The sequence below is a fragment of the Mycobacterium sp. E3251 genome (assembly GCF_001666835.1).
Taxonomy (GTDB): domain Bacteria; phylum Actinomycetota; class Actinomycetes; order Mycobacteriales; family Mycobacteriaceae; genus Mycobacterium.
Genome location: NZ_LZJF01000064.1, coordinates 51,906 through 76,726 on the forward strand (window position 1 = coordinate 51,906; position 24,821 = coordinate 76,726).

A 24,821-nucleotide genomic window follows, 5' to 3' on the forward strand; every position below is an offset into this window, starting at 1 on the left:
GCCGCCAACCAGGACCAGTTAGGAGACCCGCACATGGCTCGCACCCCCGAACTGTCGGCCGTAAACGTCGGTGAACAGCTGGAGCTGTACCGCCGGATGTGGGTTATGCGGCTGCTGGACATGGCGCTGGAAGAGCGGCGCATCGACGGTCTGCTCAACGGGACGACGGCCGCCGCCTTCGGCCAAGAGGCCGTGGCGGTCGGTGCCGTCGCGGCGCTTCGACCCGGCGACGTCATGAGCACCGCGATCCACCACTTCGAGCACGCCCGACGGGTCAGCCTCGCGCTTCCGCTGGGTCCCGCCATCGCCGAGATGATCGCCCCGAGCCGGGCTGCGGCCGGCGGCGCGAAGGAAAGCCCCTTCGCGACGGAATGGAAGCAGTTGTTCGCCACCACGGACCCGGTACGGCAGTCGATCTTGTTCGCGTTGGGCGATGCCTATGCGCAGCGGCATGCCGGCGACGGCAGGGTGACCCTGTGCGTCATCGGGGACGACGCCGTGAGCTCCGCCGAGTTCAAATCGGCCGCGCGGATCGCGCTGTCGTGGCGACTCCCAGTGGTCTTCGTCGTCGAAAACATCCGCGACGCGTCCGGCGTGCGACGGGGTCCGCGCGAACACCATGGCTTGCCCGTGCTGTCGGTGGACGGCAACAGCGTTGGGGCCGTGCATGACTCGGTCACCGAAGCGGTGGAACGAGCGAGCGCCGGCGGCGGTCCTGCGATGGTGGAAGCGGTGACCTTCCGGACCAACCACCCCGCCGCGGTCGATCCGTTGGTTTGCACCAAGCGGCAGCTGACCCGTGCCGGGGTGAGCGCCGGACACCTCGACGAGGTGGAACACCGGGCTCGCCGGCTGGTGGCCGAGGCCGCGGCGTTCGCCAACGCGCTGCGGCGGGCGGATGGGCCGGCATCGGTCGGCGGACCCGACCACCGGTCGGCCGCTAGCTGAGCAGGCCTTGCCGCATCGCCTCGGCAACGGCGGCTGCGCGATCGCTGACGCCGAGCTTCTCGTACAGGCGTTGCACGTGGGTTTTGACCGTCGACGGAGCCACGTACAGCTCACCCGCGATCACCGGGATGCTCTGACCACGCGCAATCCTGTTGAGCACCTCGAGTTCTCGGGCGCTGAGCACGGGACCCGCCGGCTCCGCCCGGTGCCGGATCTCCGCGGTCAGGCCCCCCACCAGAGCCGGCGCCACCACGTCGCGACCCTGCGCGCAGTCGAGCACGGCCTTGACGATTTCGCTTCGGGTCGAGTCCTTGAGCACGAACCCGGCTGCGCCCTGCTGCAGCGCCTGGTACACGATGGCGGGCTCGTCGTGCGCCGAGATCAGCAGCACGCGGGTCGGCAATTCCTGGCTCCGCACCGCCGCCGCCACCTGCCCACCGTCCATGCCGGGCATGCGGTAGTCGAGCAGGGCGATGTCGGGCTGGTGCTCCTTGATCAGTTCCAGCGCCGCCGCGCCGTCCTCTGCCTCGCCGACGACGTGCACCGAACCGCTCGACGAAAGCGCGCGCACTACGCCCTCGCGAAACAGCGGATGGTCGTCACCGACAACCACCCGCACCTTTTCTGGCGTTGCCGGCCCGGCCATGGCGACGAGTGTAGCGGTCCGCTCAAGTGCGCCGTTCTCAAATTCCGGACAATCTGATGGCGAATATCCCGGTTTGCTTCGGCGGTTCCGACGTGGATTATTACGGTGATCGGATGGCGGATAGCAGCGACACAGAACTGGATCGGGTGCGCAGGGTCCACCAGTTGCGCTCGTACCGAATCGTTTCGGTGCTCCGGATCTGTGTGGTGGGCCTGATGGTTGCCGCCATGGTCGTCGACACCCCGCGGTCGGAATGGCCGCAGCAAAGCGCTCTCGTCGCCGCCTACGCATTCGTTGCGCTCTGTGCGTTCGTGCTGGCGTTCACCCCCGTGCGCCGATGGGTCGGGTTGGGCGGCTCGGCCGGGGTCGGTCGGCTGGAGCCGTTTACTTTCACCATCCTCGATGTGGTCGCGTTGACCGGCTTTCAATTGCTGTCCGCCCTGGGGATCCTTCCGCTGTTGATCATGGTGCTGCTGCCGGTGTTGGTGGGCGTGGATGTGTCGTCGCGCCGTGCGGCGGTGGTGCTCACCTTCACGCTCGTCGGCTTCGCCATCGCCGGCATTCATGACCGAGTGCTGATGAGTCCGGGGCACTGGCCGAGCACGGTATTTCTGCTCGGGCTCTACGGCTTTCTGTGCGTCACGGCATTCGTCGTCGTCCGGATGGAGGAGCGACACGTGCGATCGGTCGCGGGCCTGAGCACATTGCGTGAGGAGTTGCTCGCTCAAACGATGACCGCGTCCGATGTCGAGCAGCGGCGGATCTCGGAATCCCTTCACGACGGGCCGCTGCAGGACATTTTGGCGGTGCGCCAAGAACTCGTCGAGTTGGGCGCGGAATTGCCCGGCGATGAGCGTGTCGGGCGGGCGCTCACCGGTCTTCAGATGGCGTCGGAACGCCTGCGGGAGGCGACTTTCGAACTGCATCCCGCCGTCCTCGAGCAGGTCGGCCTGGCGGCCGCCGTCCAGCAGCTGGCCGTAATTAGCGCCCAGCGTTCGGGCATCGAGATCTCCACCGACATCGATTACCCGATTCGCAATGCGATCGACCCGATCGTGTTCGGTGTGGTGCGCGAATTGCTGTCCAACGTCGTGCAGCATTCCCGGGCTCGCAGTGCTTCGGTCATGCTCGGGATCACCGACGACCGATGCGTCCTGCACGTGGTCGATGATGGGGTGGGGTTCGACGTCGGGACCGTGGCCCGCCGCCTCGGCGAGGGACACATCGGGTTGGCGTCGCACCGGGCGCGCGTGGACGCCGCCGGGGGTGAGTTCGTGTCCCTCGATGTCCCGGTCGGGACTCACATCTGCGTCGAGCTGCCGATCACGAAATAGCGCAACGCTAGTTCAGGTCGACGGACTTTCCCGTGGCGGCCGCGTAACCCGCGCGATAGCCGAAAACCATTGCGGGACCCAATGTCCCGCCGGCGCCGCCGTAAGCACGTCCGGTCACGCCGCCCATCGCGTTGCCCGCGGCGTAAAGACCCGGGATCGGCTCACCGCTCACATGCAGCACGCGCCCGTCGCGATCGGTGCGCGGACCGCCCTTGGTGCCCATCGCGCCGATGCACACCGGCACCGCGTAGAAGGGCGCGGTGTCGATCGGGCCGAGGGTTTTGCCGGCCAGGGTGGTCGCGCTGTCGTCGCCCCAGTAACCGTCGTAGGCGCTGGAGCCGCGCTCGAAGTCGGGATCGGCGCCGGCGGCCACGTGGCGGTTCCAGGCCTCGACGGTGCGCGTCAAGCCGTCGGCGTCGATGCCGGTCTTGGCGGCCAGCTCGGCGAGGTTCGCCGACTCGCAGAACCAGTCCGGAACGGGCTGTCCCGGTTCGATGCCCAGGAATCCGTAGCGCTGCAGGTGAATTGAATCGAACACCATCCACGCGCGGTCGTTGACGTACCCGCCGCGGGGATCGAGGTAGTGGAATGCGCCGGCCATGGAGTTGTAGTCGCAGGCCTCGTTGACAAAGCGGCGGCCCGCCGAGTTGACGATGATGCTCCTGGGCCGCGTCCGTTCCAGCCGTACGCTGCGGCTGCGTGGCTTGCCTTCGATGGTGTCGCCGGGGATTTGGACGATCGGCACCCACCAGGCCTCGCCCATGTTCGCCAGGTCCGCGCCCTGTGCCATCGCCATGCGCAAGCCGTCCCCGGTGTTGTTGGGCGGCGAGACCGCGCCGTGCATCGGGCCACGCAGAAAGGCCTGCGCGAGAGCGGGATCCCACTCGAAGCCGCCGGTGCCCAGGATGACGCCGTGCCGGGCGCGAACGTCGAACGTGCGTCCTTGGAGTCCGATCCGCGCACCGGTGATTTCTCCGTCCTCGGCGATGAGTCGCTCTGCCCGCGCATGGGTGTGCGGGGTGACGCCGGCATCCAGCAGTCCCTTGAGGAGCCCCGCGATCAGCGCCGTGCCTGCGACGCACAGGTGACTGGTTCGTTCGTCGATCGCCGCGTGCAGACGCGCCCTGGTCTCGGCATCGAACCCGACGTTGGACCAGTCGGCGGGAAACGACGTGATCCGAGTGGCCCACTCGCCCAACTGCGCCAGATCGAAGGGAGCGGCAGTCAGCGAACGGCCGCCGGCCGGTTGGCCTCCCGGCAATTCGGGCCGATAGTCGGGGAAGCCGGTGGCGATCTCGAAGCGCAGACCGCTGTGTGCCTCGACGAAGTCGAGCATCGCCGGGCCGGTGTGCACGAATGTCTCGACCAGTTCGTCGTCCATCGAGCCCAGGGACTGCGCGCGCAGGTATCGCAACGCGTCGGCGGGCGTCAATTCGCCGTCGGGCGAACGGTTATGGGCCGGGATCCACACGACGCCACCCGACACCGCGGTGGTCCCCCCGACGGTCGGCGCCTTCTCGAAGACCTCCACCGAGGCCCCGGATGCGGCGGCGGCGAGGGCGGCGGTGAGCCCGGCGCCGCCACTGCCGAGCACGACGACGTCGACTTGCGTGTCCCACGACATTGATCGTTATCCCTTCAGCCCAGCAGCTCGGACAACTGCTTCGCGGCTTTGACGACCGCATCTTTTCCACGCATCACGACGTCTTCCCGGTGGGAGATGAGGTTGATGCACGTGGGTGGGGAGGGCGGGTGGCGGCGCACCGCCACGGCCAGGCCATAGGTGTTCGGCTCGATCTCCCCGTACGTGCTCACCCAGCCGCTCTCGCGAGCGCGGGTGACCAGGTCTCGTTCCCCGGGGCGCGGCGGCATGCTCGCGAGCAAGGCGATTCCGGCCGCACCCCGTTCGAGCGGGTACCGACTTCCTTCGTGGAAGGACAGTTGGTAGGCGACATGGCTCGGCACGATGACCGCGATCGCAACCTGCTGGTCGCCCTCGGCGATGAGCAACGACACCGTGGTGCCGAGCTCGTCGGCCAGCGCGCGCAGGATCGGCAGGCTGACCTGGCGCACATTGCGGTCGAACGATGCGCCGAGAACGGCGAGCCCGGAAGCCGGCCGGTAGCGCCCGTCCTCTCCCTTTGCCACCAAACGGAATTCGGCCAGCGTGGAAAGCAGCCGATAGGCGATGGTGCGATGCACCCCGACCTGTTCGGCGAGCTGTTGCACGGTGAGCCCACTGGGGGAGTCCGCCACCATCTGCAGCGCGGTCAGCCCCCGGGCCAGCGTCTGTGAACCTGTCACCGAACCTGCCACAGCCTTGACAGACCTCCTTCGCGAGAGCGAAGCTCTATTAATAACGCACGTCAGTGTGCGATATTAGCACACCAAGTTGGTCAAGAACGAGAATACGATTTCCACGAACTGAAGGCCAGAGAGGAACCGTGGCGGAGTTCGAGAGCATCTGGAGCGATCTCCAGGGCGTCGCATTTGAGCAGGGCTACCTCGACGCCGGGGGTGTGCGGACCCGTTACCTGCGGGCCGGCGACCCGGGCAAGCCGGTGCTGGTGCTGTTGCACGGATCCGGTGGCCACGCCGAGGCGTATGTCCGCAACCTCGGGGCGCACGCCGAGCACTTCTGGACCTGGTCGATCGACATGCTGGGCCACGGCTACACCAGCAAGCCGGGCCACCCGCTGGAAGTCCACCACTATGTCGAGCACCTGATGGCCGTCCTGCGCACCATCGGCGTCAATCGCGCCAGCATCAGCGGCGAATCGCTGGGCGGTTGGGTGGCCACCCGCGCCGCCATCGACCATCCCGACGTGGTCGACCGGCTCGTCCTCAACACCGCCGGCGGCTCCCAGGCCGACCCGGTGGTGATGAAGCGGATCGTCACGCTATCCATGGCGGCCGCCGAGGACCCGACCTGGGAAACGGTGCAAGCCCGGATCAAGTGGTTGATGGCCGACAAGTCCAAGGACTACGACGACTTGGTCGCCAGCCGCCAACGCGTCTATCGCCAGCCGGGATTCGTGGACGCCATGCGCGACATCATGGCGTTGCAGGATCCGGAGATCCGGGCGCGCAACATCATCGGCCCCGACGAATACGCTGACATCACGGCGCCGACGCTGGTGCTGTGGACCAGCGACGACCCCACCGCGGACGTGACCGAGGGCCGCCGCATCGCCTCGATGATCCCCGATGCGCGGTTCGAGGTGATGCCCGGCTGTGGTCACTGGCCGCAGTACGAAGACGCCAAGACCTTCAACCGTTTGCACCTGGACTTCCTGCTGGGGCGGTGATGGTCGAGGCGGGGCGCGAGCCGGCGGGGATCGAGACCGATGTCGTCGTGGTCGGCGCGGGGCCGGTCGGCCTGACGTTGGCCAACATCCTTGGGCTGCAGGGCATCCGCACGGTGGTGGTCGACGAGCGCGACACGCTGATCGACTATCCGCGTGGGGTGGGGCTCGACGACGAGGCGCTGCGGACCTTCCAGTCGATCGGGCTGGCCGATCGCATCGTGCCGCACACGGTGCCCAACCAGATCCTGCGATTCGTCGATGCCAAGCGGCGGGTGCTTGCCGAAATGGCGCCGCCCGACGCGCGGTTCGGCTGGCCGAAACGCAACGGTTTCGTGCAACCGCTCGTCGACGCCGAATTGCTGGCCGGGCTGGAACGATTCGAGCACGTCGAGGTGCGGTGGGGGCGTCCGATGGTGGCGTGTCAGGGCGACGCCGACGGGGTGACCGTCGAACTCGGGGGCGCGCGTGACCATGAAACATCAAGCCTACGAGCACGTTACGTGGTGGGTTGCGACGGCGGTCGCAGCATGACCCGCCGCATGATGGGCGTATCTTTCGACGGGACTACTTCGTCGACACGCTGGCTGGTGGTCGACATCGCCAACGACCCGCTCGGTCACCCAAACAGCGAAGTCGGCGCCGACCCCGAACGCCCGTACGCCTCGATCTCGATTGCGCACGGAATTCGCAGGTTCGAGTTCATGATTCACGCCGACGAGACCGACGAGCAGGCTGAGGATCCGGCGTTCCTGACGCGGATGCTGGCGCGGATGGTGCCACACCCGGAGCGCGTCGACGTGATCCGTCGCCGGGTCTACACCCATCACTCGCGGATCGCCGGCGCGTTCCGCAAAGGCCGGCTGTTGCTCGCCGGGGATGCCGCGCATCTAATGCCCGTCTGGCAGGGCCAGGGCTACAACAGCGGCATCCGCGACGCCGCCAATCTGGGTTGGAAGCTCGCCGCGGTCGTGAGCGGGCGTGCCGGCGAAAGCTTGCTGGACACCTACGACATGGAGCGCCGCAAGCACGCGCGGGCCATGATCGACCTTTCCACCATGGTGGGCCGAGTCATCTCGCCCACGAACCGGCGGGTGGCCGGCGCGCGAGACCTCCTCGTTCGGTCGGCGTCAATTGTGCCGTCGCTCAAGCGGTATGTCCTGGAGATGCGGTTCAAGCCGATGCCACGCTACGAACAGGGTGCCGTTGTCCACGACTCCGGCACCGGCCGGGCGGATTCGGCGGTGGGCACGCTGTTCATCCAGCCCCGGGTCGACACCCGGGATCGGCAGAACGTGCTGCTGGACGACGTGCTCGGTGACTGGTTCGCGGTGCTCTGCTGGAACAACAACCCTCGCAAGATTCTGGGTGACGTCGCCTTCGCGAGCTGGAAGGCCCTGGGCGCCCGATTCGTTGCGTTGCGGCCGTTGACCCAGCTGCACTGGACCGGCCACGACGACCCCGACGTCGTCGTCGTGGGCGACCGCGACGGCGCGGTCAAATCCTGGTTCGACGCCCACCAGGAATCGGTGTTGTTCCTGCGTCCCGATCGGTGCATCGCCGGTGCGTGCATCGCTCAGCGCGCCCCCGACCTGAGTGCCGCGCTCATTGATGCACTCGCCCTCACGCCGCGAGGGGGTGATCCGCAAAGTGGCACTGGCTCTGTGCTGTATGTCGCACAGCCCGCTCCTGAATCTTCCGGGGCCGTCGCAGGACCTGCTTGACGACATCGAAGGTGCAATCGCCGGCGCCCGGCAATTCGTCGCCGATTTCGACCCCGAACTCGTCGTCGTCTTCTCCCCGGACCACTACAACGGCTTCTTCTACAAGGTGATGCCGCCCTTCTGTATCGGCACGAGCGCCAACGGAGTTGGTGATTACGGCACCCATGCGGGCCCGCTCGATGTTCCGGAGAAGCTGGCCACCGAGTGCGCGAAAGCCGTGCTCGACGCGGGGGTCGACGTCGCGGTTTCGGCCTGCATGGACGTGGATCACGGGACCGTTCAGCCGCTCGAAAAGCTGCTCGGCGCAGCCACCGCACTACCGGTGATACCGATCTTCATCAACGCGATCGGCGTCCCGCTGGGGCCATTGCATCGTTGCCGGGCGCTCGGTGCCGCCGTCGGCACCTATCTGGCCACGCTGAACAAGCGGGTTCTGGTGCTGGGATCCGGTGGCCTTTCGCACAGCCCGCCGGTGCCGACACTGGCGACCGCACCGCCGCCGGTCCTGGAACGTATCGTGCACGGCCGGCCGATGACGCCCGAGCAGCGGGAGGCCCGGCAGGCGGCCGTGATCGATGCGGCCAAGAGCTTCGCCGCCGGCGACGGCGAGCTGCAGGCACTGAACCCGGTGTGGGACCAGCGATTTCTCGAGATCATCGACGGCGGCTGGCTCCCCGAACTCGACCGGTGGTCGAACTCGTTCGTCGCGCACGAGGGCGGTAGCTCCGCCCAGGAAATCAGAACCTGGATCGCCGCATTCTCCGCGCTGGCGAGCGCCGGGCCGTACGAAACCGTTGGGCGCTACTACAAACCGGCCCCTGAACTCATCGCAGGGTTCGCCATCAGGACGGCGGTGCCGAAATGACGGGCGGGCAGGACGGCTTCGACCACGTCGTCGACGTACTCGTCGTCGGGTCGGGCGGCGGAGGCATGACCGCCGCCCTGACCGCCCAATCCGCCGGGCTGGACGCGCTGGTCGTGGAGAAGTCGTCGTTCTTCGGCGGCTCCACCGCGCTGTCCGGGGGCGGCATCTGGGTGCCGGGGGCGCCCGCACAGCGCAGGGAGGGCTACATGCCCTCACCCGAGAGCGTCGTCGAGTACCTGCAACGGATCACCGACGGATTGGTCAGCGAGGCGCGAATACGGCAGTACGTCGAGTCCGCGCCGAAGATGCTCGAATTTCTCGAACGGCTTTCCGGTTGGTTTGAATTCGTCTGGAAACCCGGTTACGCCGACTACTACCCGGAACTGCCCGGTGGATCCGAACTGGGCAGCACGATCAACGTGCCGCCCATCGACCTGCGGAGGCTGGGCCCCGACGAGCACAAGCTTCTCCAACCTTTGGCGTTGGCCCCGAGGGGAATCTGGCTCGGGCCCAAGGAACTACGGACCTTCTACCGCATCCGGCAATCGTGGGCCGGCAAAGGCGTTCTCCTCAAGCTGATTTCGCGGATGGTCCGGGCGCGGGTGTTCGGCGAACGGATGGCTGCGATCGGGCAGTCGCTGGCCGCGCGGCTGCGGCTGGCCATGCGGGAACGCGGCATCCCGCTGTGGCTGGACTCGCCGATGACCGAGTTGCTCACCGACGCCGACGGAACGGTGACCGGCGTGTCTTTGGAACGGGGTGGTGAAACGCAACGGATCGGGGCACGTCTCGGGGTCATCCTGGCGTCCGGCGGCTTCGACCATGACCTGGCCTGGCGCAAGGAACTGCTGCCCGTGGTAGACCAGGACTGGAGTTTCGGCAACCCCGCCGCCATGGGCGACGGCATCAGGGCAGCGCAGAAGGTCGGTGCGGCAACCGAGTTGCTCGACGAGGCGTGGTGGTTCCCCGCCATCCAATGGCCGGACGGCCGCATGCAATTCATGCTGAACGAACGCATGATGCCCGCACAGTTCATCGTCAACGGCAACGGCAAGCGCTTCATCAACGAGGCGGCGCCCTACATGGACTTCGGTCACGCCATGATCGACGGCCACAAATCCGGAGTCACGCACATCCCCTGTTGGCTGCTCACCGACCACAGGTCGTGGAACCGCTATGTCATCGGCGGCCATCTGCCGATACCCAAGATCCCCGGAGCGCCGGTGCCCACCGGCCGCAAGGTCCCCTCGGCGTGGCTGGAATCGGGAGTGGTCAAGGCGGCGATGACGTGGGAGGAGATGGCGGGCAGGATCGGCGTGCCGGCGCACAACTTGTCCGAAACCGCACGGCGTTTCAACGAACTCGCCCGCAAGGGCCACGACGACGATTTCAACCGCGGCGACAGCGTCTACGACAACTACTACGGCGATCCGACACTGCCCAACCCGAACCTGTACCCGCTGGGCGATCCACCGTACTACGCGTTCCGGATCGTCCTGGGCGACCTCGGGACGTCCGGCGGCCTGCGTACCGACGAATTCGCCCGGGTGCTGCGGGACGACGACACCGTGGTCCCGGGGCTGTATGCGGTGGGCAATACGTCCGCACCGGTGATGGGACGCAGCTATGCCGGTGCTGGGGCGACGATCGGCCCCGCGATGACCTTCGGCTTCGTCGCGGCGAATCACCTTGCCGCACAGGCCGCCAACCGAACCCTTAATTCTCATAGGAGGTAGCAATGAAGATATCGCTGTTCTACGAGTTCGCCCTACCGCGGCCGTGGGCGCCCGACGACGAGCACGTCATGATGCAAGAGTGCCTCGACGAGGTCGAGGCCGCCGACAAGGCGGGCTTCTCCACCGTGTGGCTGACCGAGCACCACTTCCTCGAGGAGTACTGCCACTCGACGGCACCGGAAATCTTCCTTGCCGCGGCCAGTCAGCGCACCAAGAACATCCGGCTCGGCTTTGGCATCATGCACCTGCCACCCGTGGTCAATCACCCCGCCCGGGTCGCCGAACGCATCGCCACGCTCGACCTGCTCTCCAACGGCCGGGTGGAGTTCGGCACCGGGGAGTCGTCCTCCGTCGGTGAACTCGGCGGATTCAACATCGATCCGGCTGACAAACGAGCCCAGTGGGAGGAGGCCCTTGAGGTCTCGATCCGCTGCATGATCGAGGAGCCGTTCGCCGGCTTCAACGGCGAGCACGTCCAGATGCCGGCACGCAACGTCGTCCCCAAGCCGCTCCAAAAGCCGCATCCACCGGTATGGGTCGCCTGCACGCGACCGGCGAGCGTGCAGATGGCCGCCCAAAAATCCATTGGCGCACTGAGTTTCGCCTACACCGGACCCGGACCGCTGACCGAGCGGGTGAACGGGTACTACAAGGAATTCGAAGAGAACGGTGTGCCCGTTACCCCGCGGATCAATCCGAACATCCTGGCCATCGGCGGCGACCTGTCGATGATGGTCGCCAAGTCCGACGAGCAGGCGCTGCAACGGCTGGGGCAGGGCGGTGGCTTCTTCTCGTTCGGGATCATGCACTACTACATGACCGGGGTGCACACCCCCGGCCGGACCGGGGTCTGGCAGCGGTACCTCGAGGAAGTCGAGAAGGACCCGACGCTGGCGTACGGGCCCGGGCGGGGCGCGATCGGTTCACCGGCCACGGTGCGGGAGTTCCTGCGCGGTTACGAAGAAAGCGGCGTGGACGAGATCATTCTGCTGCTCAACCCGCGCAGCCACGAGGGCACTATGGAATCCATCGAGCTGATGGGCTCCGAAGTGCTGCCCGAGTTCATCGAGCGCGACGCTAAAGCGGTGGCCGAAAAGGCCAAGCGGTTGGAGCCCGTCATCGAGAAGGTGGAGGCGCGGCGGCCGGCATCGACCGCACCGCAATTCGACGAGCACTATTCGTTCGGTGGCCTGCCGACCGGTCGGGGCGGTAAGTTCACCGCCAGCGAGATCCCCGAAGCCATGGCGGAGATCAACGAGGGCCGCGTCCAGGCGGCCCAGCGGTTGAAAGAACAGCAAGGCAAGTGACACCGAAAGCCGGTTGAGTCTTGGGACGAATCGACGAGCTGTGGCGTTATGACGGCCGTAGGGCGGTGGTGACCGGCTGCGCCTCGGGCATCGGCGAACACGTGGTGCGCCAGCTCACGGAGTTGGGGGCCGAAGTCGTCGGGCTGGACAAACGTCCGCCCGCGTTCGGAATCAACGACTTCCACCAGGTCGACCTCGCCGATCAAGGATCCATCGACGCTGCGGTCGCCGCCGTCGACGGGCACGTCGATGCGCTCTTCAACGTCGCCGGTGTCTCGTCGGGTATCGGCAACCCGCCACTGGTCGTCACCATCAATTTCCTTGGGCTGCGGCACATCACCGAGGCGCTGATTCCGAAGATGCCGGCGGGGTCGTCCATCGTGAGCGTCTCTTCACTCGCGGCGGCGGCATACCGCGACCATCTCCGGTCGGTGGCGCCGCTACTGAACACCGCGACCATGCGGGAAGGTATCGACTGGTGCCACGCCCACCCCGACGCGCTCGCGGGCGGTGGATATCAGCTGTCCAAGGAAGCGATCATCCTTTACACGATGCGGAGCGCCACCGCCCTTGGCGGACGGGGAATCCGGATCAACTGCACCGGTCCCGGGGTCACCGAAACCCCGATCCTCGACCAGCTTCGGACCGCGTACGGGCAGGCCTTCCTCGACGACATACCCAAACCCCTGGGGCGGGTGTCCGGCCCCGCCGAGCAAGCCTCGGCCCTGGTCTTCCTGAATAGCAATGCCGCCAGTTATATTTCGGGCCAGGTGTTGTGGGTTGACGGCGGGAACGTCGGCGCCGCCATCGCCCGGGAACTCGAGGAGGGAGCGCCGTGGCCAGCGTGACCGACTTCCGCCGCGCCGCCCGCGAAGTCTCCAACTGGGGGCGGTGGGGCGCTGACGACGAGCTGGGTACGTTGAACTTCATCACCGCGGAAAAGGTTGCCCAGGCCGCCGGCCTGGTCCGACGCGGCAAGGTGTTTCCGCTGGGAGTGGATTTCGGCTCCTCAGGCCCGCAGGGTGCCTTCGGGTTCCGGCACAATCCGATACACGTGATGACGGTGGACGGCGGGGACGCCAACTCGCTCCCGCAGTACGGACCGGGCTGGGGACGCAATCCGACGGCGGCGCAGATGGGTCCGTACTTCGTTGACAACCTGTTCCGCTTCAACGACGACATGATCATCATGCCGTTACAGGCCGCCACCCAGTGGGACGCGCTGTCGCACGTGTACTACGAGGACAAGCTCTACAACGGTTTCTCGGCGAGCTCGGTCACCAGCCTGGGGGCCTTTCATCTGGGAATCGAGAAGGTCGACGGCAAAGGCATCACCTCGCGCGGCGTGCTGCTGGACCTGGTCCGCCACCGGGGCGCCGAGGTATTCCTGGAACACGGAAACCCGATCAGCCCCGAGGAATTGGACGACGTCGTGCGCGCGCAACGCGTAACGATCGAACGCGGCGACATTGTGCTCATCCGAACCGGTTGGTGGACAAGGTTTCTCATGACCGGCAACAAGACCGAGCCGTACTCGGGATTGGACTGGCAGTGTGCCTCGTGGCTGCACGATCACGAGGTCGCGGCCGTGGCCTCCGACAACCTGCAGGTCGAAGACCCGGTGTCCGGTGTCGACGGAGTGTTTCTGCCCTTCCACCTGCTGACTCTGCGCGACATGGGAATGATGCTCGGCGAGTACTGGGACCTTGGCGCGCTGGCTGCCGACTGCGCCGAGGACGGGGTGTACGAATTCCAGCTCGTCGCACCGCCCCTGAGATTCGTTGGGGCCGTGGGTTCGCCACTGAATCCAATAGCGATCAAGTGATGCGGATCCAGCGCAGGACCACGACGGTCGACGGGCTGGTCACCAGCTATCTGGAGGCGGGCGAGGGCGAACCGGTGGTGTTGCTGCATGGCGGTGAGTTCGGTGCCAGCGCCGAACTCGGCTGGGAACGCAACATCGCCGCCCTGGCCACGCGATACCGAGTGCTGGCGCCTGACCAGCTGGGCTTCGGACAGTCGGCGAAGGTCATCGACTTCGTTGACGGACGCGGGATGCGGATCCGGCACGTGGCGCGGTTCTGCGAGCTGCTCGGCATCGACTCGGCGCACTTCGTGGGCAACTCGATGGGCGCCATCAACCTGCTGACCGACGCCACCTCGGACACACCGCTGCTGCCCCTCCGCACCCTGACGATCATCTGCGGGGGCGGCGAAATTCAACAGAATCAGCACTTCGAGGCGCTACAGCAATACGACGCAACGTTGCCGGCCATGCGGCGGATCGTCGAGGCTCTGTTCCACGACCCGAGTTATCCCGCCGACGACGACTACGTGCGGCGCCGCTATGAGTCCAGCACCGCGCCCGGAGCGTGGGAGGCCGTCGCCGCGGCCCGGTTCCGTCGCCCGGGGGCGGCGCCGTCCGCCACGCCCTCGAACGCCCGGCCCTACGAGCGCATCACCGCGCCGACGCTGATCGTCGAGGGCGGAGACGACAAGCTCCTTCCGGCCGGCTGGGCCGCGCAGATCGCCAAGGAGATCGACGGCGCCCGTTCGGTCGTGGTCGACAAGGCCGGCCACTGCCCGCAGATCGAGCAGTCGACCGCGGTGAACCGGCTGCTGCTCGACTTCCTCGCCGCCTGAGGTTAGAAGACGTATTCGAGGCGAGTCTCCATGCCGGCCTCCTGGTGATAGGTGTTGTGGCAGTGCAACTGCCACACACCGGGATTGTCGGCCACCAGCACGGCGAGCAACTTCTGCTTGGGCAGCACCATCAGGGTGTCCTTGCGCGCGCCGGGGCTGCCGTCGGGCTTGATCAGTTGGAAGGTGTGGCCGTGCAGGTGCATCGGGTGATACATCATCGTGGCGTTGTCGAACGTGATGGTGGGCCGTTCCCCCTCCCGGATGTGCAACGGCTCCGTCGCGCTGTAGGGCTTTCCATTGATCGTCCAGCTGTATTGGGTCATGTTGCCGCCCAATACGACCGGTAGGTTGAGGCCGGACTGGGGCCGGCCCAGGTTGACGGGCGTTGTCGCCGTGAACATTTCCACCGTGCCCACCCGTCGGTTGAGTTCGGGCGGCTGAAACCCCGGATCGGGCGCGCTGCCCGCCCCGGTCGACAACAGCGCCCGCGCCACGGCATTCTTTCCTTCCGCGAGCGCGACCAGCGGGAAAACGCCGTCGGCCGCCGTCACGATGACGTCGTAGCGCTCCGCCATGCCGATGAGCAGGGCGTCGACCTGGGCCGGTACCACCGGGTAGCCGTCCGTATGGGTGACCGTCATCGAATGGCCGCCCAGCGCCACCCGGAACGTGGTGTCGGAACCGGTATTGATGAAACGGATCCGGATACGCTGCCCGGGCTTCGCGCTGAAGGTTATGGGAGCGGCGGGAATTCGGCCGTTGACCAGATAGTAGGGGTAAGCGATGTCCCCGGCGTCTCCGCCGAGCAGATCACTTTTGCCAACGCTCCCGGGTGTCGGGGCGGGCGGACTGCTCGACGTGCTGGGGCTGGTCGACGTCGTCGACGTTTCACTGGTCGACGAGGTCGTCGAGGTTTCACTGGTTGTCGTGGTTGTCGTGGTTGTCGGCGGGGTTGTTGTGGTCTCGGGGGCGCTTGACGGGGCGGGCTTGTTCGGGCTGGTCAGCTCGGTGTAGAGCTGCTGCGGCGACTTTCCGACGCCATCGGTCCAATCATCAAGCACCACAATCCATTCCGCGTCATAGTTGCCCTCGGTTGGATCATCGACGATGACCGGCAGGTACAGGCCCATGTCGGCGTCCAGGCCGGTGTGCGGATGGGCCCAGTAGGTGCCCGAATTCGGGACCGAGAACCGGTAGGTGAAGTCTTGGCCGGCAGGGATGTTCGGGGTGGCGGGGGCGGCGCCGTCCATGTCGTTGCGCAGCGCGATGCCGTGCCAGTGCACCGACGTCGGACGGTCGAGCCGGTTACTCACAGTCACCACTAGCTCGTCGCCGATCCTGGCGCGGATCGGTGAGCCCGGGATGGTGTTGCCGTAGGCCAGGGTACGCACGACCGGTCCACCCAGGTCGACCTGGACCTGCTGGGCGGTCAGGCTGGCGGTGACGGTGCGGCCACTATGCGGGCGGGCTGCCTCGGCCGCGGCGATGGCAGCCGACATCTGGGCGTTGCCCGATAGCGCGGGCTTGGACTGACTGCACGCCGCCAACGCAAATCCGCCCGCGATGCCGGCGGCCATGAATCCGCGTCTGGTGAGGCGCGATTTGTCGACGGGGGCGCCGGGCGTGGGTAACGCGGGCATTGATCGCTCCTCGTTTTGTCCTCGACTCACCCCATTGTCTTATACCGTGCCGCGGTGTTGGCGGAGCGCAATCGCCAACCCCGAACCCGTGTAGGAATGGCGCCCCCGCTCAGACGGCGGCACCACCGCCGTCGACGTGCAACGTGGAACCGGTGACAAAGCTCGACCGCGGAGAGCTCAAAAAAAGCACCGCCTCGGCGATCTCGGACGCGAACGCGGTGCGTCCGAGCGGCAACGCTCGCCCCAGCTGTTCATTGAGGTCGCCCCATTCCGCAGCGACGCCGGGCGTGCGGGTGGGGCCGGGCGCCACGCTGTTGACCCGCACGCCGGACCCCCCGAACTCAGCGGCCCAGGTGCGGGTGAGTGATTCCAACGCGGCCTTCGAGGCGCTGTAACCCGAGGCTCCAGGGATCCCCTTGAACGCCGCCATGGTGGTGACATTGACGATGCTGCCGCGCCCGCGCTGCAACATCCCCGGAACCAGGCCAGCGACCAGGAAGTAAGCGCCGCGAACGTTGGTGTCGAACATCGTCTCGAAGGACGTCATGCCCTGCTCGACGGTCAAGGCCGACGGGAAGCTGCCGGCGTTGTTGACGATGATGTCGACCTCACCGCACTGCTGCACAAGCGAATCTACGGACTCGGCATCGGCCATGTCGGCCTGGACAAAGCGTGCATTCTCACCAATCGTTGCGACCGCTTGCACACCCCTGGCGTCGTTTCGGCCGGAGATGATGACCCTCGCGCCCTCACTGGCAAGCAACCTTGCGGCTTCAAAGCCGATGCCGGATGTGCCCCCGGTGATCACGGCGCTGTGGTCCAACAGTTCCATCATTGAGATCTCCTACAACCGTTGGGACAGTCGGCCTGCGGATTGGGGATGAGCCGTGCACCGATCTGGGTGATAGATCAACCTGCTTGGTCCCGATCGGGGTGCGCGCCGCACGGGCGCAGCACCATTCGCGCGAAGCAACCGGGTGCCCGCGGCATGTATCGCCGTCGTCGCGCCGGTGCCCCGGTCGGCCAACACGCGGTGGGCTAATGCGCACCGCTGGGCGCCCGAGCGGCCATCCAGTCGCTGAAACGGGTCGGGTAGATCGTCGGATCCTCGCTGTCGAGCGGAACGATGGTGTGTTCGTCGAGCCCGGTGCCGAAGTAGCTGGCCGTGGGGTCTCCCACGACCTGACGCTGGTCGTTGGATGCGGCCAGGGCGGCCCTGATGAATTCGTCCATGCCGCGCTTCTCGGGGCCGGCGATATTGGTGATGCCGTTGGTCGGATCGCCGACTGTCGCCCGGGTAACGGCCGCGGCGACGTCCTTGGCGGCAATGGGCTGGAACGCTGCGACCGGCAGGCGGACCGTGTGACCTTCGGTTGCCGAATCGGCGATGGCCTCGACAAATTCGAAGAACTGAGTCGCGCGCACAATCGAATACGGCTGTCCCGATTCCTCGATCAACTTCTCCTGCGCGACCTTGGCTCGCATGTAGCCACTGTCCGGCGCGCGGTCGGCGCCCACGATCGAGAGTGCGACGTGGTGCTGCACGCCGGCCTCGCGCTCCGCGGCAAGAAGGTTTTTCGTCGATGTGGTGAAGAAGCGCATCACGGGGTCGTCGTCGAAGGAGGGCGAGTTGGACACGTCGACTACCGCGTCAACACCCGCGACTGCCTCGGCGAGGCCTTCGCCGGTCACACTGTCGACACCCGAGCGCGGCGAGGCCGAGACCGCCTCATGTCCGAGCTCCGTCAGATTGGCGACGACCTGCGAACCGATGAGCCCGCTGCCGCCGATAACCAAGACCTTCATAATCCGCGCCCTCCCGATTTGTGCGATGAACTGACGAATTCAGCATTGCGTCGACGCGGGCCACTCGAACCCTTGGAAGTCCGTAGTCAGTGCGTGGTCGCTCCCCGGAGCTGCCGACGCGAGCTGATCCCGAGCTTGGCGAACACCTTCCGCAGGTGCCACTCAACGGTGTGAGTGCTGATGAAGAGTTGGGCGGCGATCTCGGGATTTGTCATGCCCTCGCCGGCCAGCCGGGCGATCTGCGCTTCCTGAGCCGTCAACTCGCCTCCTGATGCGGCCGACCGTTTGCTCACCTTCTCGCCCGTCGCCATAAGCTCCCGGCGGGCGCGCTCGGCGAACCCGTCGGCTCCCATTCGTGCGAACATCTCGTGTGCGGCGTGCAACTCGGCGCGCGCGTCGACACGACGATTGCAACGGCGCAGCCACTCCCCGTAGACCAAGCGAGCTCGGGCGAGATGCACGGTAATCCTGGTGCGCTCAAGCCTCTCGATCGCCTCGCGGTAGTCCGCTTCGGACGCCCGGTCATCGTCCAGCAATGCTCGCGACCGAGCCAACATCCCTGCCGCCCAATCACTTTCGCTGCTGTGCGTGCGGTCGTGGAGCTCTCGCAGGGCGTCTTGCGCCGCGTTGCGCTCACCGCAGCGGACGCCCGCCTCGATCAGTTCGACCAGGCACCAGCCGAATAGGCCCAGATCCTCGTGCTCGCACGCCTGGCGCACGGCCGTAAATGCGTCCCCGTAGCGACCGAGGCCGTTGTACAGCACAGCCGTCGCATATCCGGTCAACCCGATCAACCGCCCCTCGCCCCGGGTCGTCCCGTCTGCAAGCGCAGCCTCCATGAGCTTCAACGCGTCGGCCTCGGCACCACGCCAGGCCGGCAATGTCAGGGAGTGATACTTCATTGGGGCATAGCCTGTTGCCGTGGCAATACCTTCGGCCTCTTCGATAAGCGCTGCGGCCGTAGTGAACTCACCCGCCTGCACGTGTACGCCGGCGCGGTAGGCCAGGGCAAGCGGCAGCACGGCCAGCGCACCCGCGTCCCGGGCCAGTCGGACAGCCTGGGTCGCCAGCTGGTGCCACGCGTCGTCGTCCCAAAGCTCGTGGGCCGCGGATTCCTGGACGATGGGAAAGGCCTGCCAGAACCACCGCATCACGTCAGAACCTCCGCCTTGCGCTTCCGCGCAAATCCGGTCAATTGCCTCGCGGAGCGCTGGAACGCCGGCGGAGTGGCCGTCGGTGGCCCTGATGGCAATGCCGTCGAGCAGGAGATCTACGGGCCGAGCGGGCTCCGGCCGCGGCGGCGCCGCGCGAGCCACCGCCGCCGTCATCCCAATGCCGCCGTGCGGGCACAGCCGTCCGCCGAACATCGCCGCCCCCAGGGCTTCCAAGTACGTTTCGCGCGCCTGCGCGTCATCGAGCGACTCCAGCCTCTTCGCGGCATCCAGAAGCCCGACGGCAGAGTCGGATACGGTCGGCGCGCCGGCGTCACCGCTGCGGCTCCTGGCGAAGGCGATCTGTGCGCGAAGTCGTGTCACTTGCGCCCCTTCCAGTGCCGCCAGCGGCGCCGATTCAGCAATGGTGAGCAGTTCCTCCGCGGCGTCGAACGCGGCTACGTCGCGTTTCGCCTGGGCGGCCGCGAGCGCCCTGGCTCCGCGGCGAATCGGGTCGGGTGTCAATTGGGCGGCCCGCTCCAGGAACGCGGCCGCGGCGGCAACGCCCCCTCTGCTTTGCGCCCTATCCGCCGAACGCTCGAGTTGGACGGCGACGGCCTCATCGGGACCCGGCGCGGCGACCGCCAAGTGCCACGCGTGCCGGTCCGGGTCGATGTCTCGGTCGGTTGCCTCGGCCAGCGCTTGATGAGCGCGTCGCCGCTCCATCACGTCAGCGGAGCGGTATGCGGCCGAACGCACCAACGGATGGTGGAATCGCACCCTGGTCCCGACGTCAATCAATCCCGCCGCCTCGGCGCCCGCGGCCGCATCCGGGGCGAGGCCCAGCTGCTCGGCAGCGCGCAGCAACAGTGCCGTATCGCCGACCGGCTCGGCGGCGGCAGTGAGTAACAACTGCTGGGCGTGTTCGGGCAACGACCGAATCCGCCGCAGAAATGTCTGTTCTATCTGTCCGGCTAGGGGCCAGCTATCTGGCCGGTTGAACCCGCCGGCCAGCTCCGCCGCGGTCAACCCCTTCGGTAGTTCCAGCAACGCGAGGGGGTTGCCGCGCGTCTCGGCGACGATGCGGTCGCGTACCTGATCATCCAAACGCCCGACGATGACCGAATCCAGCAGTGCTCGGGCATCACCGGAATTGAGGCCGCCGATCGTAAGCTCCGGCAGCCCCGCCAGGTCGTCGCGCACGTCGTCGCGCACCGCGAAGATGATCGCGGCCGGCTCGGCGACCAGGCGGCGAGCGACAAACGCCAGCGTTTGTGCCGAGATGTGGTCAATCCATTGCGCGTCGTCAATCAGAACGAGCAGGGGCTGGCTCTCCGTCGCCGCGCCGATCAGGCTCAGCACCGCCAGACCGACCAGGAAACGATCGGGCGCCGGTCCGGCGCTGCGGCCGAAGGCGATGTTCAATGCTTCCCGCTGAGGGGACGGCAAGCGGTCGATGCAGTCGAGCAGTGGCGCGCAGACTTGTTGCAAGGCGGCGAATGCGAGCTCCATTTCGGATTCCACGCCCGCCACCCGGGTCGTGCGGAAGCCTGAGGAGCGCTCGGAGACGAAGTCGAGTAACGCCGTCTTGCCGATGCCGGCTTCGCCGCGCAGCACCAGCACCTGACTTTGGCCGGAGCGCGCAGCGGACGTCACACGATCGAGGGCCGCGCATTCGCTGCGCCGGCCCCGCAAACGTTGTGCCGGGAATGTGTTGGACACGCACACCGCCGCAGGTAAGGGATTGCTCCCTGACCTTACCGACCCCGCCCACCGCTTGGATGACGCGCCGTGGGGTCCGCGCTTTCGTTAAATCAATTGCTTGACTTAACGCGCTCGGCGCCTATTAACTCAGCGGGTGGTCAACGAATTGGACGGCAAGGTCGCCATCGTCACCGGCGGCGCTTCCGGCATCGGTCGCGGGATAGTGGAACGGTTTGTGGCCGAGGGGTCGCGGGTCGTCATCGCTGACATCGAGACCGACCGGGGAGAGGAACTGGCCGCCACGCTAGGCGCCGGCGCCGCGTTTCGGCGGACGGACGTCTCCGATCCCGAACAGGTCGGGGCGCTGATCGCCACCACCGTCGAGAAATTCGGCGGCCTCCACGTCATGGTGAACAACGCCGGCATCTCGAGCCCGCTGCGCCGACTGCTCGACGACGACCTGGCCGACTTCCACCGGGTGATGGGGGTCAACGTCCTGGGAGTGATGGCCGGTACCCGAGATGCCGCCCGCCACATGGCCGAATCCGGTGGCGGATCGATCATCAACCTGACGTCAATCGGCGGCATCCAGGCGGGCGGCGGGGTGATGGTCTACCGAGCATCCAAAGCCGCGGTCATCCAGTTCACCAAGTCGGCGGCAATTGAGTTGGCGCGCCACGACGTTCGGGTGAACGCGATCGCGCCGGGCGGCATCCCCACGCCGATCCTGGCTTCGTCGGCCGTGGACGTGGATCCCGATGAACTCGCGCGGTTCGAAGCGCGGATTCGCCAGGGAATGCGTGACGACCGGCCACTGAAGCGGGAGGGCACGCCCGAGGACGTCGCCGAGGCGGCGTTGTATTTCGCCACCGATCGGTCCCGGTATGTCACCGGGGCCGTGCTGCCGGTAGACGGGGGGACGTCCGCCGGGAAGGTGATTCGCCCCCGCAGCGATTCGCGCAAGGGTGAGTGACGGCTAAGGGGAGGGCTGCCTCAGGGCCCTTCCGCGGGATGTCCGGCGTGGGTTTCCAGCCGTAGCCTGGCCAGTGCCTCCGCGCGCTTGAGGTCTTGTACACCAGCGCTTTCCATGATCACGCTGTGGGAGTGCGCCAGCACACTGAGCACGGCCTCGGTGGGTAGGTCGGGGAACTGGCGCCCCAGCACCTCGGCCGCGCTCCGTAACTCGAACAGTTTCGGATACGCGCGGTCGGCGGGTGCCGGCGGGACGACTCGGGTCACGTCCTGGGCGTGCTGCAGCACGGCCACGGTCTTCTTGCCCTCCTTGATCGGAGAATTCACCGGCGTCCAAACCTTGTAGACGAACTCGCCCGGATTCCGCCAGTCGGGAATGTCATAGCGCTGCACCCCGAGCCAATGCCGGATCCCGCGACGAAGGACCAACTCCAGCGACGCTGAAGCGTTGGCCACGCCGTCGGCCTCCGGATCGCTCGGGTTGTCGGGGAAGACGTCGAACAGCTGCTTGCCGAGCAGGCCCTCCCGCGGGTGTCCCGACACGCGCTCGCAGGCCGGGTTCACCGCCCGGATGCGCAGATCCGCATCGGTCAACAGGTAGGGAGCCCACTTGGACTGAAACCACGCCGACTCCTCGATTGCCGAGACCCGGCTGGCTGACAACATGACTACCCCCGCAATGATTCACCGTTCTGACACCGCCACGTTGCCGCCGCGCAAGAAGCCATCGTCGCCCAGCGGGACTGCTGGCGGCGAGGGACCTTTGTCACCCGTTCCCCGCTATCTGGCACCGACGCGACGGCACACCGGTCGGCAGGGCCCAGAATTAAATCAATCGCTTGACTTAATCAACGGTGCGCGGTTGACTAACCGGGTGACCACCATCGGCCGGACCGTTCGCACGGAGCGGGCCAGCTCAACCCAGGAAGCGATCCTGGTCGCGGCCGAGCGGTTGTACGCCGAGCACGGCATGTTCGCGGTGTCGAATCGGCAGGTGAGCGAGGCCGCCGGTCAGGGCAATAACGCCGCGGTGGGCTACCACTTCGGCACCAAGGCCGACCTGGTCCGCGCGATCGAACAGAAGCACCGCGGTCCGGTCGAACAGCTGCGCGAGCGGATGGTGAGCGAGCTGGTCGAATCGGGTGGTTCGACCGAGATGAGGGACTGGGTGGCGTGCCTGGTGCGCCCGCTCACCGATCATCTCGAAGAGCTCGGCAACCCCACCTGGTACGCCCGTTTCGCGGCGCAGGCCATGACCGATCCCGCGTACTACAACATCATCGTCAAGGGTGCGCTCAGCTCGCCGTCCCTGGTTCAGGTCCTCGAGGGCATCAACGGCTGTCTGCCCGACCTGCCGGCCGAAGTGCACTTCGAACGAAACATCATGGCCCGCAACCTTTTGATGCACACTTGCGCCGATCGGGAACGGGCGCTTGCCGCGGGCGCCTCGCCGCCCCAGCGATCCTGGCGGGCCGCCGCATCCGGTCTCATCGACGCGATCGTGGGCCTGTGGCTGGCGCCCGTGACTCCGTACGAATGAAGGGTCTGCAGATGAAAGTGACTGTCGACCAAGACGTCTGCGCTTCGTCGGGAAACTGCGTGCTGAACGCACCGGAGGTGTTCGACCAGCGCGACGACGACGGCGTGGTCGTCCTGCTCAACCCCAATCCATCGTCCGAACAGGCCGAGGGCGCCCGGCGAGCGGCCGCGGCATGCCCCGCGCTGGCCATTCACATCGAGGAATGACATGTCAGAGACGCTGACGAACACTTCTGCGGCCGAGGCGGCCCCCGAAATCCCCGATTATCCGATGCCGAGGCAGGCGGGCTGCCCCTTCGCCCCGCCGCCGGGCGTCATGGCGCTGGCCGAAGCGCGACCGCTGTCCCGAGTCCGGATCTGGGACGGCAGCACACCGTGGCTCGTCACCGGCTATGAGCAAGTGCGGGAACTGTTCTCGGATTCGCGGGTCAGCGTCGACGACCGGCTGCCCGGGTTCCCGCACTGGAATGCGGGCATGTTGTCCACCGTGCACAAGCGTCCGCGATCGGTCTTCACCGCCGACGGGGAAGAGCACACCCGATTTAGGCGCATGTTGTCGAAACCCTTCACGTTCAAGCGCGTTGAAGGATTGCGTCCGACCATCCAGCGGATCACCGACGAGCACATCGACGCGATGCTGGCCGGCCCCCGCCCGGCCGACCTGGTCACCGCGTTGGCGCTACCCGTCCCGTCCCTGGTGATCAGCCAGCTGCTCGGCGTTCCGTACGAGGACGCCGACATGTTCCAGCACCACGCCAACGTCGGGCTCGCGCGTTATGCGACGGGCGAAGACACCGTCAAGGGCGCCATGAGCCTGCACAAGTATCTCGCCCAGCTGGTCGAGGCCAAGATGGAGAACCCCGCAGAGGACGCGGTTTCCGATCTTGCCGAGCGGGTGAAGGCCGGCGAGCTCAGCGTGAAAGAGGCCGCCCAGCTGGGTATCGGTCTGCTGATTGCCGGGCACGAGACCACCTCGAACATGATCGGACTCGGGGTCCTCGCACTCCTGGTGAACCCGGACCAGTTGGCAGTCATCCGCGATGCCGAGGATCCCAAGGTCGTCGCCAGCGCGGTCGAGGAATTGTTGCGCTACCTGAGCATCATTCAGAACGGCCAGCGCCGCGTCGCACTCGAGGACATCCATATCGCCGGGGAGACGATCCGCGCCGGCGAAGGCATCATCATCGACTTGGCCCCGGCCAACTGGGATCCGCACGCCTTCGCCGAACCCGACCGGCTCTACCTGCACCGCTCGGGGGCCGACCGCAACGTCGCCTTCGGTTATGGCCGGCATCAGTGCGTGGGGCAACAGCTCGCCCGCGCCGAGCTGCAGATCGTCTATCGCACCCTGTTCCGCCGCGTACCCACGCTGCAACTCGCTGTCCCGGTCGAGGACGTGCCCCTCAAGGACGACCGGCTCGCCTACGGCGTCTACGAACTTCCGGTGACCTGGTAGCCCGCAGGTCGCTACTGTGACAATGCCGATCCGAATGGAGGGTCA

General features: G+C 66.8%; 22 protein-coding genes. 14 read left to right on the plus strand and 8 right to left on the minus strand.

The genetic code is table 11. The features are described 5' to 3' along the window. The first annotated feature begins 33 nt into the window (after nt 1-33). Nucleotides 34-948, plus strand: coding sequence for a thiamine pyrophosphate-dependent enzyme (locus tag A5697_RS09185; protein ID WP_068009875.1), 915 nt, complete (start codon nt 34-36; stop codon nt 946-948). On the opposite strand, the gene A5697_RS09190 is transcribed toward A5697_RS09185, so the two are convergent. Continuing rightward, a complete protein-coding gene (locus A5697_RS09190; RefSeq protein ID WP_068009878.1) occupies nt 941-1,594 on the minus strand; it encodes a response regulator transcription factor in 654 nt (217 codons plus the stop codon). The two genes, A5697_RS09185 and A5697_RS09190, sit on opposite strands and share 8 nt — an antisense overlap. Nucleotides 1,595-1,707: 113 nt before the next feature. Here A5697_RS09190 and A5697_RS09195 point away from each other — a divergent pair, with 113 nt between their 5' ends. Beyond that, a complete protein-coding gene (locus tag A5697_RS09195) occupies nt 1,708-2,928 on the plus strand; it encodes a sensor histidine kinase (RefSeq protein ID WP_067948664.1) in 1,221 nt (406 codons plus the stop codon). A gap of 7 nt (nt 2,929-2,935) precedes the next feature. On the opposite strand, the gene A5697_RS09200 is transcribed toward A5697_RS09195, so the two are convergent. After that, complete coding sequence (locus tag A5697_RS09200; RefSeq protein WP_068009882.1) at nt 2,936-4,552, minus strand: FAD-dependent oxidoreductase; 1,617 nt, start codon at nt 4,550-4,552, stop codon at nt 2,936-2,938. A gap of 14 nt (nt 4,553-4,566) precedes the next feature. Next, the gene (locus A5697_RS09205; RefSeq protein ID WP_068009887.1) at nt 4,567-5,244 is read right to left on the minus strand and encodes an IclR family transcriptional regulator; all 678 of its coding nucleotides are present in this window, start codon (nt 5,242-5,244) and stop codon (nt 4,567-4,569) included. 128 nt (nt 5,245-5,372) lie between these two features. On the opposite strand from A5697_RS09205, the gene A5697_RS09210 reads away from it, so the two are divergent. From A5697_RS09210 to A5697_RS09245, 8 genes are read left to right on the plus strand one after another with little or no spacing between them, the layout of a single operon-like run. Beyond that, the gene (locus A5697_RS09210) at nt 5,373-6,236 is read left to right on the plus strand and encodes an alpha/beta fold hydrolase (RefSeq protein ID WP_068009888.1); all 864 of its coding nucleotides are present in this window, start codon (nt 5,373-5,375) and stop codon (nt 6,234-6,236) included. Further along, complete coding sequence (locus tag A5697_RS09215; protein WP_068009891.1) at nt 6,236-7,957, plus strand: bifunctional 3-(3-hydroxy-phenyl)propionate/3-hydroxycinnamic acid hydroxylase; 1,722 nt, start codon at nt 6,236-6,238, stop codon at nt 7,955-7,957. Before A5697_RS09210 ends, A5697_RS09215 begins: the two co-directional genes overlap by 1 nt. After that, entirely contained in the window at nt 7,905-8,822 is a 918-nt protein-coding gene (locus A5697_RS09220) for a 3-carboxyethylcatechol 2,3-dioxygenase (RefSeq protein ID WP_068009894.1), read from the plus strand. Before A5697_RS09215 ends, A5697_RS09220 begins: the two co-directional genes overlap by 53 nt. Beyond that, nucleotides 8,819-10,558 (plus strand): FAD-binding protein, encoded by a 1,740-nt coding sequence (locus A5697_RS09225; RefSeq protein WP_068009897.1) that lies wholly within the window; start codon nt 8,819-8,821, stop codon nt 10,556-10,558. Before A5697_RS09220 ends, A5697_RS09225 begins: the two co-directional genes overlap by 4 nt. 2 nt (nt 10,559-10,560) lie before the next feature. After that, the gene (locus A5697_RS09230; protein WP_068009899.1) at nt 10,561-11,865 is read left to right on the plus strand and encodes an LLM class flavin-dependent oxidoreductase; all 1,305 of its coding nucleotides are present in this window, start codon (nt 10,561-10,563) and stop codon (nt 11,863-11,865) included. A gap of 20 nt (nt 11,866-11,885) precedes the next feature. Continuing rightward, a complete protein-coding gene (locus A5697_RS09235; protein ID WP_068009904.1) occupies nt 11,886-12,713 on the plus strand; it encodes a coniferyl-alcohol dehydrogenase in 828 nt (275 codons plus the stop codon). Beyond that, a complete protein-coding gene (locus tag A5697_RS09240) occupies nt 12,701-13,690 on the plus strand; it encodes a cyclase family protein (protein WP_068009906.1) in 990 nt (329 codons plus the stop codon). The genes A5697_RS09235 and A5697_RS09240 overlap by 13 nt, the downstream gene beginning before the upstream one ends. After that, nucleotides 13,690-14,508 (plus strand): alpha/beta fold hydrolase, encoded by an 819-nt coding sequence (locus A5697_RS09245; RefSeq protein ID WP_068009907.1) that lies wholly within the window; start codon nt 13,690-13,692, stop codon nt 14,506-14,508. The genes A5697_RS09240 and A5697_RS09245 overlap by 1 nt, the downstream gene beginning before the upstream one ends. Before the next feature lie 2 nt (nt 14,509-14,510). Here the strand turns inward: A5697_RS09245 and A5697_RS09250 are convergent, their stop codons facing one another. From A5697_RS09250 to A5697_RS09265, 4 genes are all read right to left on the minus strand, one after another. After that, nucleotides 14,511-16,148, minus strand: a complete 1,638-nt coding sequence (locus tag A5697_RS09250) for a multicopper oxidase family protein (protein ID WP_068009909.1) — start codon at nt 16,146-16,148, stop codon at nt 14,511-14,513. 109 nt (nt 16,149-16,257) lie between these two features. Further along, nucleotides 16,258-16,980: an SDR family NAD(P)-dependent oxidoreductase gene (locus A5697_RS09255; protein WP_067948661.1), complete on the minus strand. Its 723-nt coding sequence runs from the start codon at nt 16,978-16,980 to the stop codon at nt 16,258-16,260. A 206-nt stretch (nt 16,981-17,186) separates the two neighbouring features. Then, nucleotides 17,187-17,954, minus strand: coding sequence for an SDR family oxidoreductase (locus A5697_RS09260; RefSeq protein ID WP_068009911.1), 768 nt, complete (start codon nt 17,952-17,954; stop codon nt 17,187-17,189). An 86-nt stretch (nt 17,955-18,040) separates the two neighbouring features. Continuing rightward, on the minus strand, nt 18,041-20,833 hold the full coding sequence (locus A5697_RS09265; protein WP_369806098.1) for an AAA family ATPase: 2,793 nt from the start codon (nt 20,831-20,833) through the stop codon (nt 18,041-18,043). A 130-nt stretch (nt 20,834-20,963) separates the two neighbouring features. Here A5697_RS09265 and A5697_RS09270 point away from each other — a divergent pair, with 130 nt between their 5' ends. Next, nucleotides 20,964-21,782: an SDR family NAD(P)-dependent oxidoreductase gene (locus tag A5697_RS09270; RefSeq protein ID WP_068009916.1), complete on the plus strand. Its 819-nt coding sequence runs from the start codon at nt 20,964-20,966 to the stop codon at nt 21,780-21,782. Nucleotides 21,783-21,802: 20 nt separating this feature from the next. Here the strand turns inward: A5697_RS09270 and A5697_RS09275 are convergent, their stop codons facing one another. Next, on the minus strand, nt 21,803-22,447 hold the full coding sequence (locus tag A5697_RS09275) for a PAS domain-containing protein (protein ID WP_067945349.1): 645 nt from the start codon (nt 22,445-22,447) through the stop codon (nt 21,803-21,805). A gap of 208 nt (nt 22,448-22,655) precedes the next feature. Between A5697_RS09275 and A5697_RS09280 the strand changes: the two genes are divergently transcribed. The 3 genes from A5697_RS09280 to A5697_RS09290 are packed head-to-tail and all read left to right on the plus strand — an operon-like array spanning nt 22,656 to nt 24,776. Beyond that, on the plus strand, nt 22,656-23,321 hold the full coding sequence (locus A5697_RS09280) for a TetR/AcrR family transcriptional regulator (RefSeq protein ID WP_068009918.1): 666 nt from the start codon (nt 22,656-22,658) through the stop codon (nt 23,319-23,321). Between the two features lie 11 nt (nt 23,322-23,332). Next, a complete protein-coding gene (locus A5697_RS09285; protein ID WP_068010037.1) occupies nt 23,333-23,527 on the plus strand; it encodes a ferredoxin in 195 nt (64 codons plus the stop codon). A gap of 1 nt (nt 23,528) precedes the next feature. Next, complete coding sequence (locus A5697_RS09290) at nt 23,529-24,776, plus strand: cytochrome P450 (RefSeq protein ID WP_068009921.1); 1,248 nt, start codon at nt 23,529-23,531, stop codon at nt 24,774-24,776. The last annotated feature ends 45 nt before the right edge of the window (nt 24,777-24,821 follow it).

What these genes read in the sequence shown, in the direction of transcription:
- A5697_RS09185 (WP_068009875.1), top strand. Translation starts at nt 34, where the DNA reads ATGGCTCGCACCCCCGAACTGTCGGCCGTAAACGTCGGTGAACAGCTG.
- A5697_RS09190 (WP_068009878.1), bottom strand. Translation starts at nt 1,594, where the DNA reads ATGGCCGGGCCGGCAACGCCAGAAAAGGTGCGGGTGGTTGTCGGTGAC.
- A5697_RS09195 (WP_067948664.1), top strand. Translation starts at nt 1,708, where the DNA reads ATGGCGGATAGCAGCGACACAGAACTGGATCGGGTGCGCAGGGTCCAC.
- A5697_RS09200 (WP_068009882.1), bottom strand. Translation starts at nt 4,552, where the DNA reads ATGTCGTGGGACACGCAAGTCGACGTCGTCGTGCTCGGCAGTGGCGGC.
- A5697_RS09215 (WP_068009891.1), top strand. Translation starts at nt 6,236, where the DNA reads ATGGTCGAGGCGGGGCGCGAGCCGGCGGGGATCGAGACCGATGTCGTC.
- A5697_RS09220 (WP_068009894.1), top strand. Translation starts at nt 7,905, where the DNA reads ATGTCGCACAGCCCGCTCCTGAATCTTCCGGGGCCGTCGCAGGACCTG.
- A5697_RS09225 (WP_068009897.1), top strand. Translation starts at nt 8,819, where the DNA reads ATGACGGGCGGGCAGGACGGCTTCGACCACGTCGTCGACGTACTCGTC.
- A5697_RS09230 (WP_068009899.1), top strand. Translation starts at nt 10,561, where the DNA reads ATGAAGATATCGCTGTTCTACGAGTTCGCCCTACCGCGGCCGTGGGCG.
- A5697_RS09245 (WP_068009907.1), top strand. Translation starts at nt 13,690, where the DNA reads ATGCGGATCCAGCGCAGGACCACGACGGTCGACGGGCTGGTCACCAGC.
- A5697_RS09250 (WP_068009909.1), bottom strand. Translation starts at nt 16,148, where the DNA reads ATGCCCGCGTTACCCACGCCCGGCGCCCCCGTCGACAAATCGCGCCTC.
- A5697_RS09255 (WP_067948661.1), bottom strand. Translation starts at nt 16,980, where the DNA reads ATGGAACTGTTGGACCACAGCGCCGTGATCACCGGGGGCACATCCGGC.
- A5697_RS09260 (WP_068009911.1), bottom strand. Translation starts at nt 17,954, where the DNA reads ATGAAGGTCTTGGTTATCGGCGGCAGCGGGCTCATCGGTTCGCAGGTC.
- A5697_RS09275 (WP_067945349.1), bottom strand. Translation starts at nt 22,447, where the DNA reads ATGTTGTCAGCCAGCCGGGTCTCGGCAATCGAGGAGTCGGCGTGGTTT.
- A5697_RS09285 (WP_068010037.1), top strand. Translation starts at nt 23,333, where the DNA reads ATGAAAGTGACTGTCGACCAAGACGTCTGCGCTTCGTCGGGAAACTGC.
- A5697_RS09290 (WP_068009921.1), top strand. Translation starts at nt 23,529, where the DNA reads ATGTCAGAGACGCTGACGAACACTTCTGCGGCCGAGGCGGCCCCCGAA.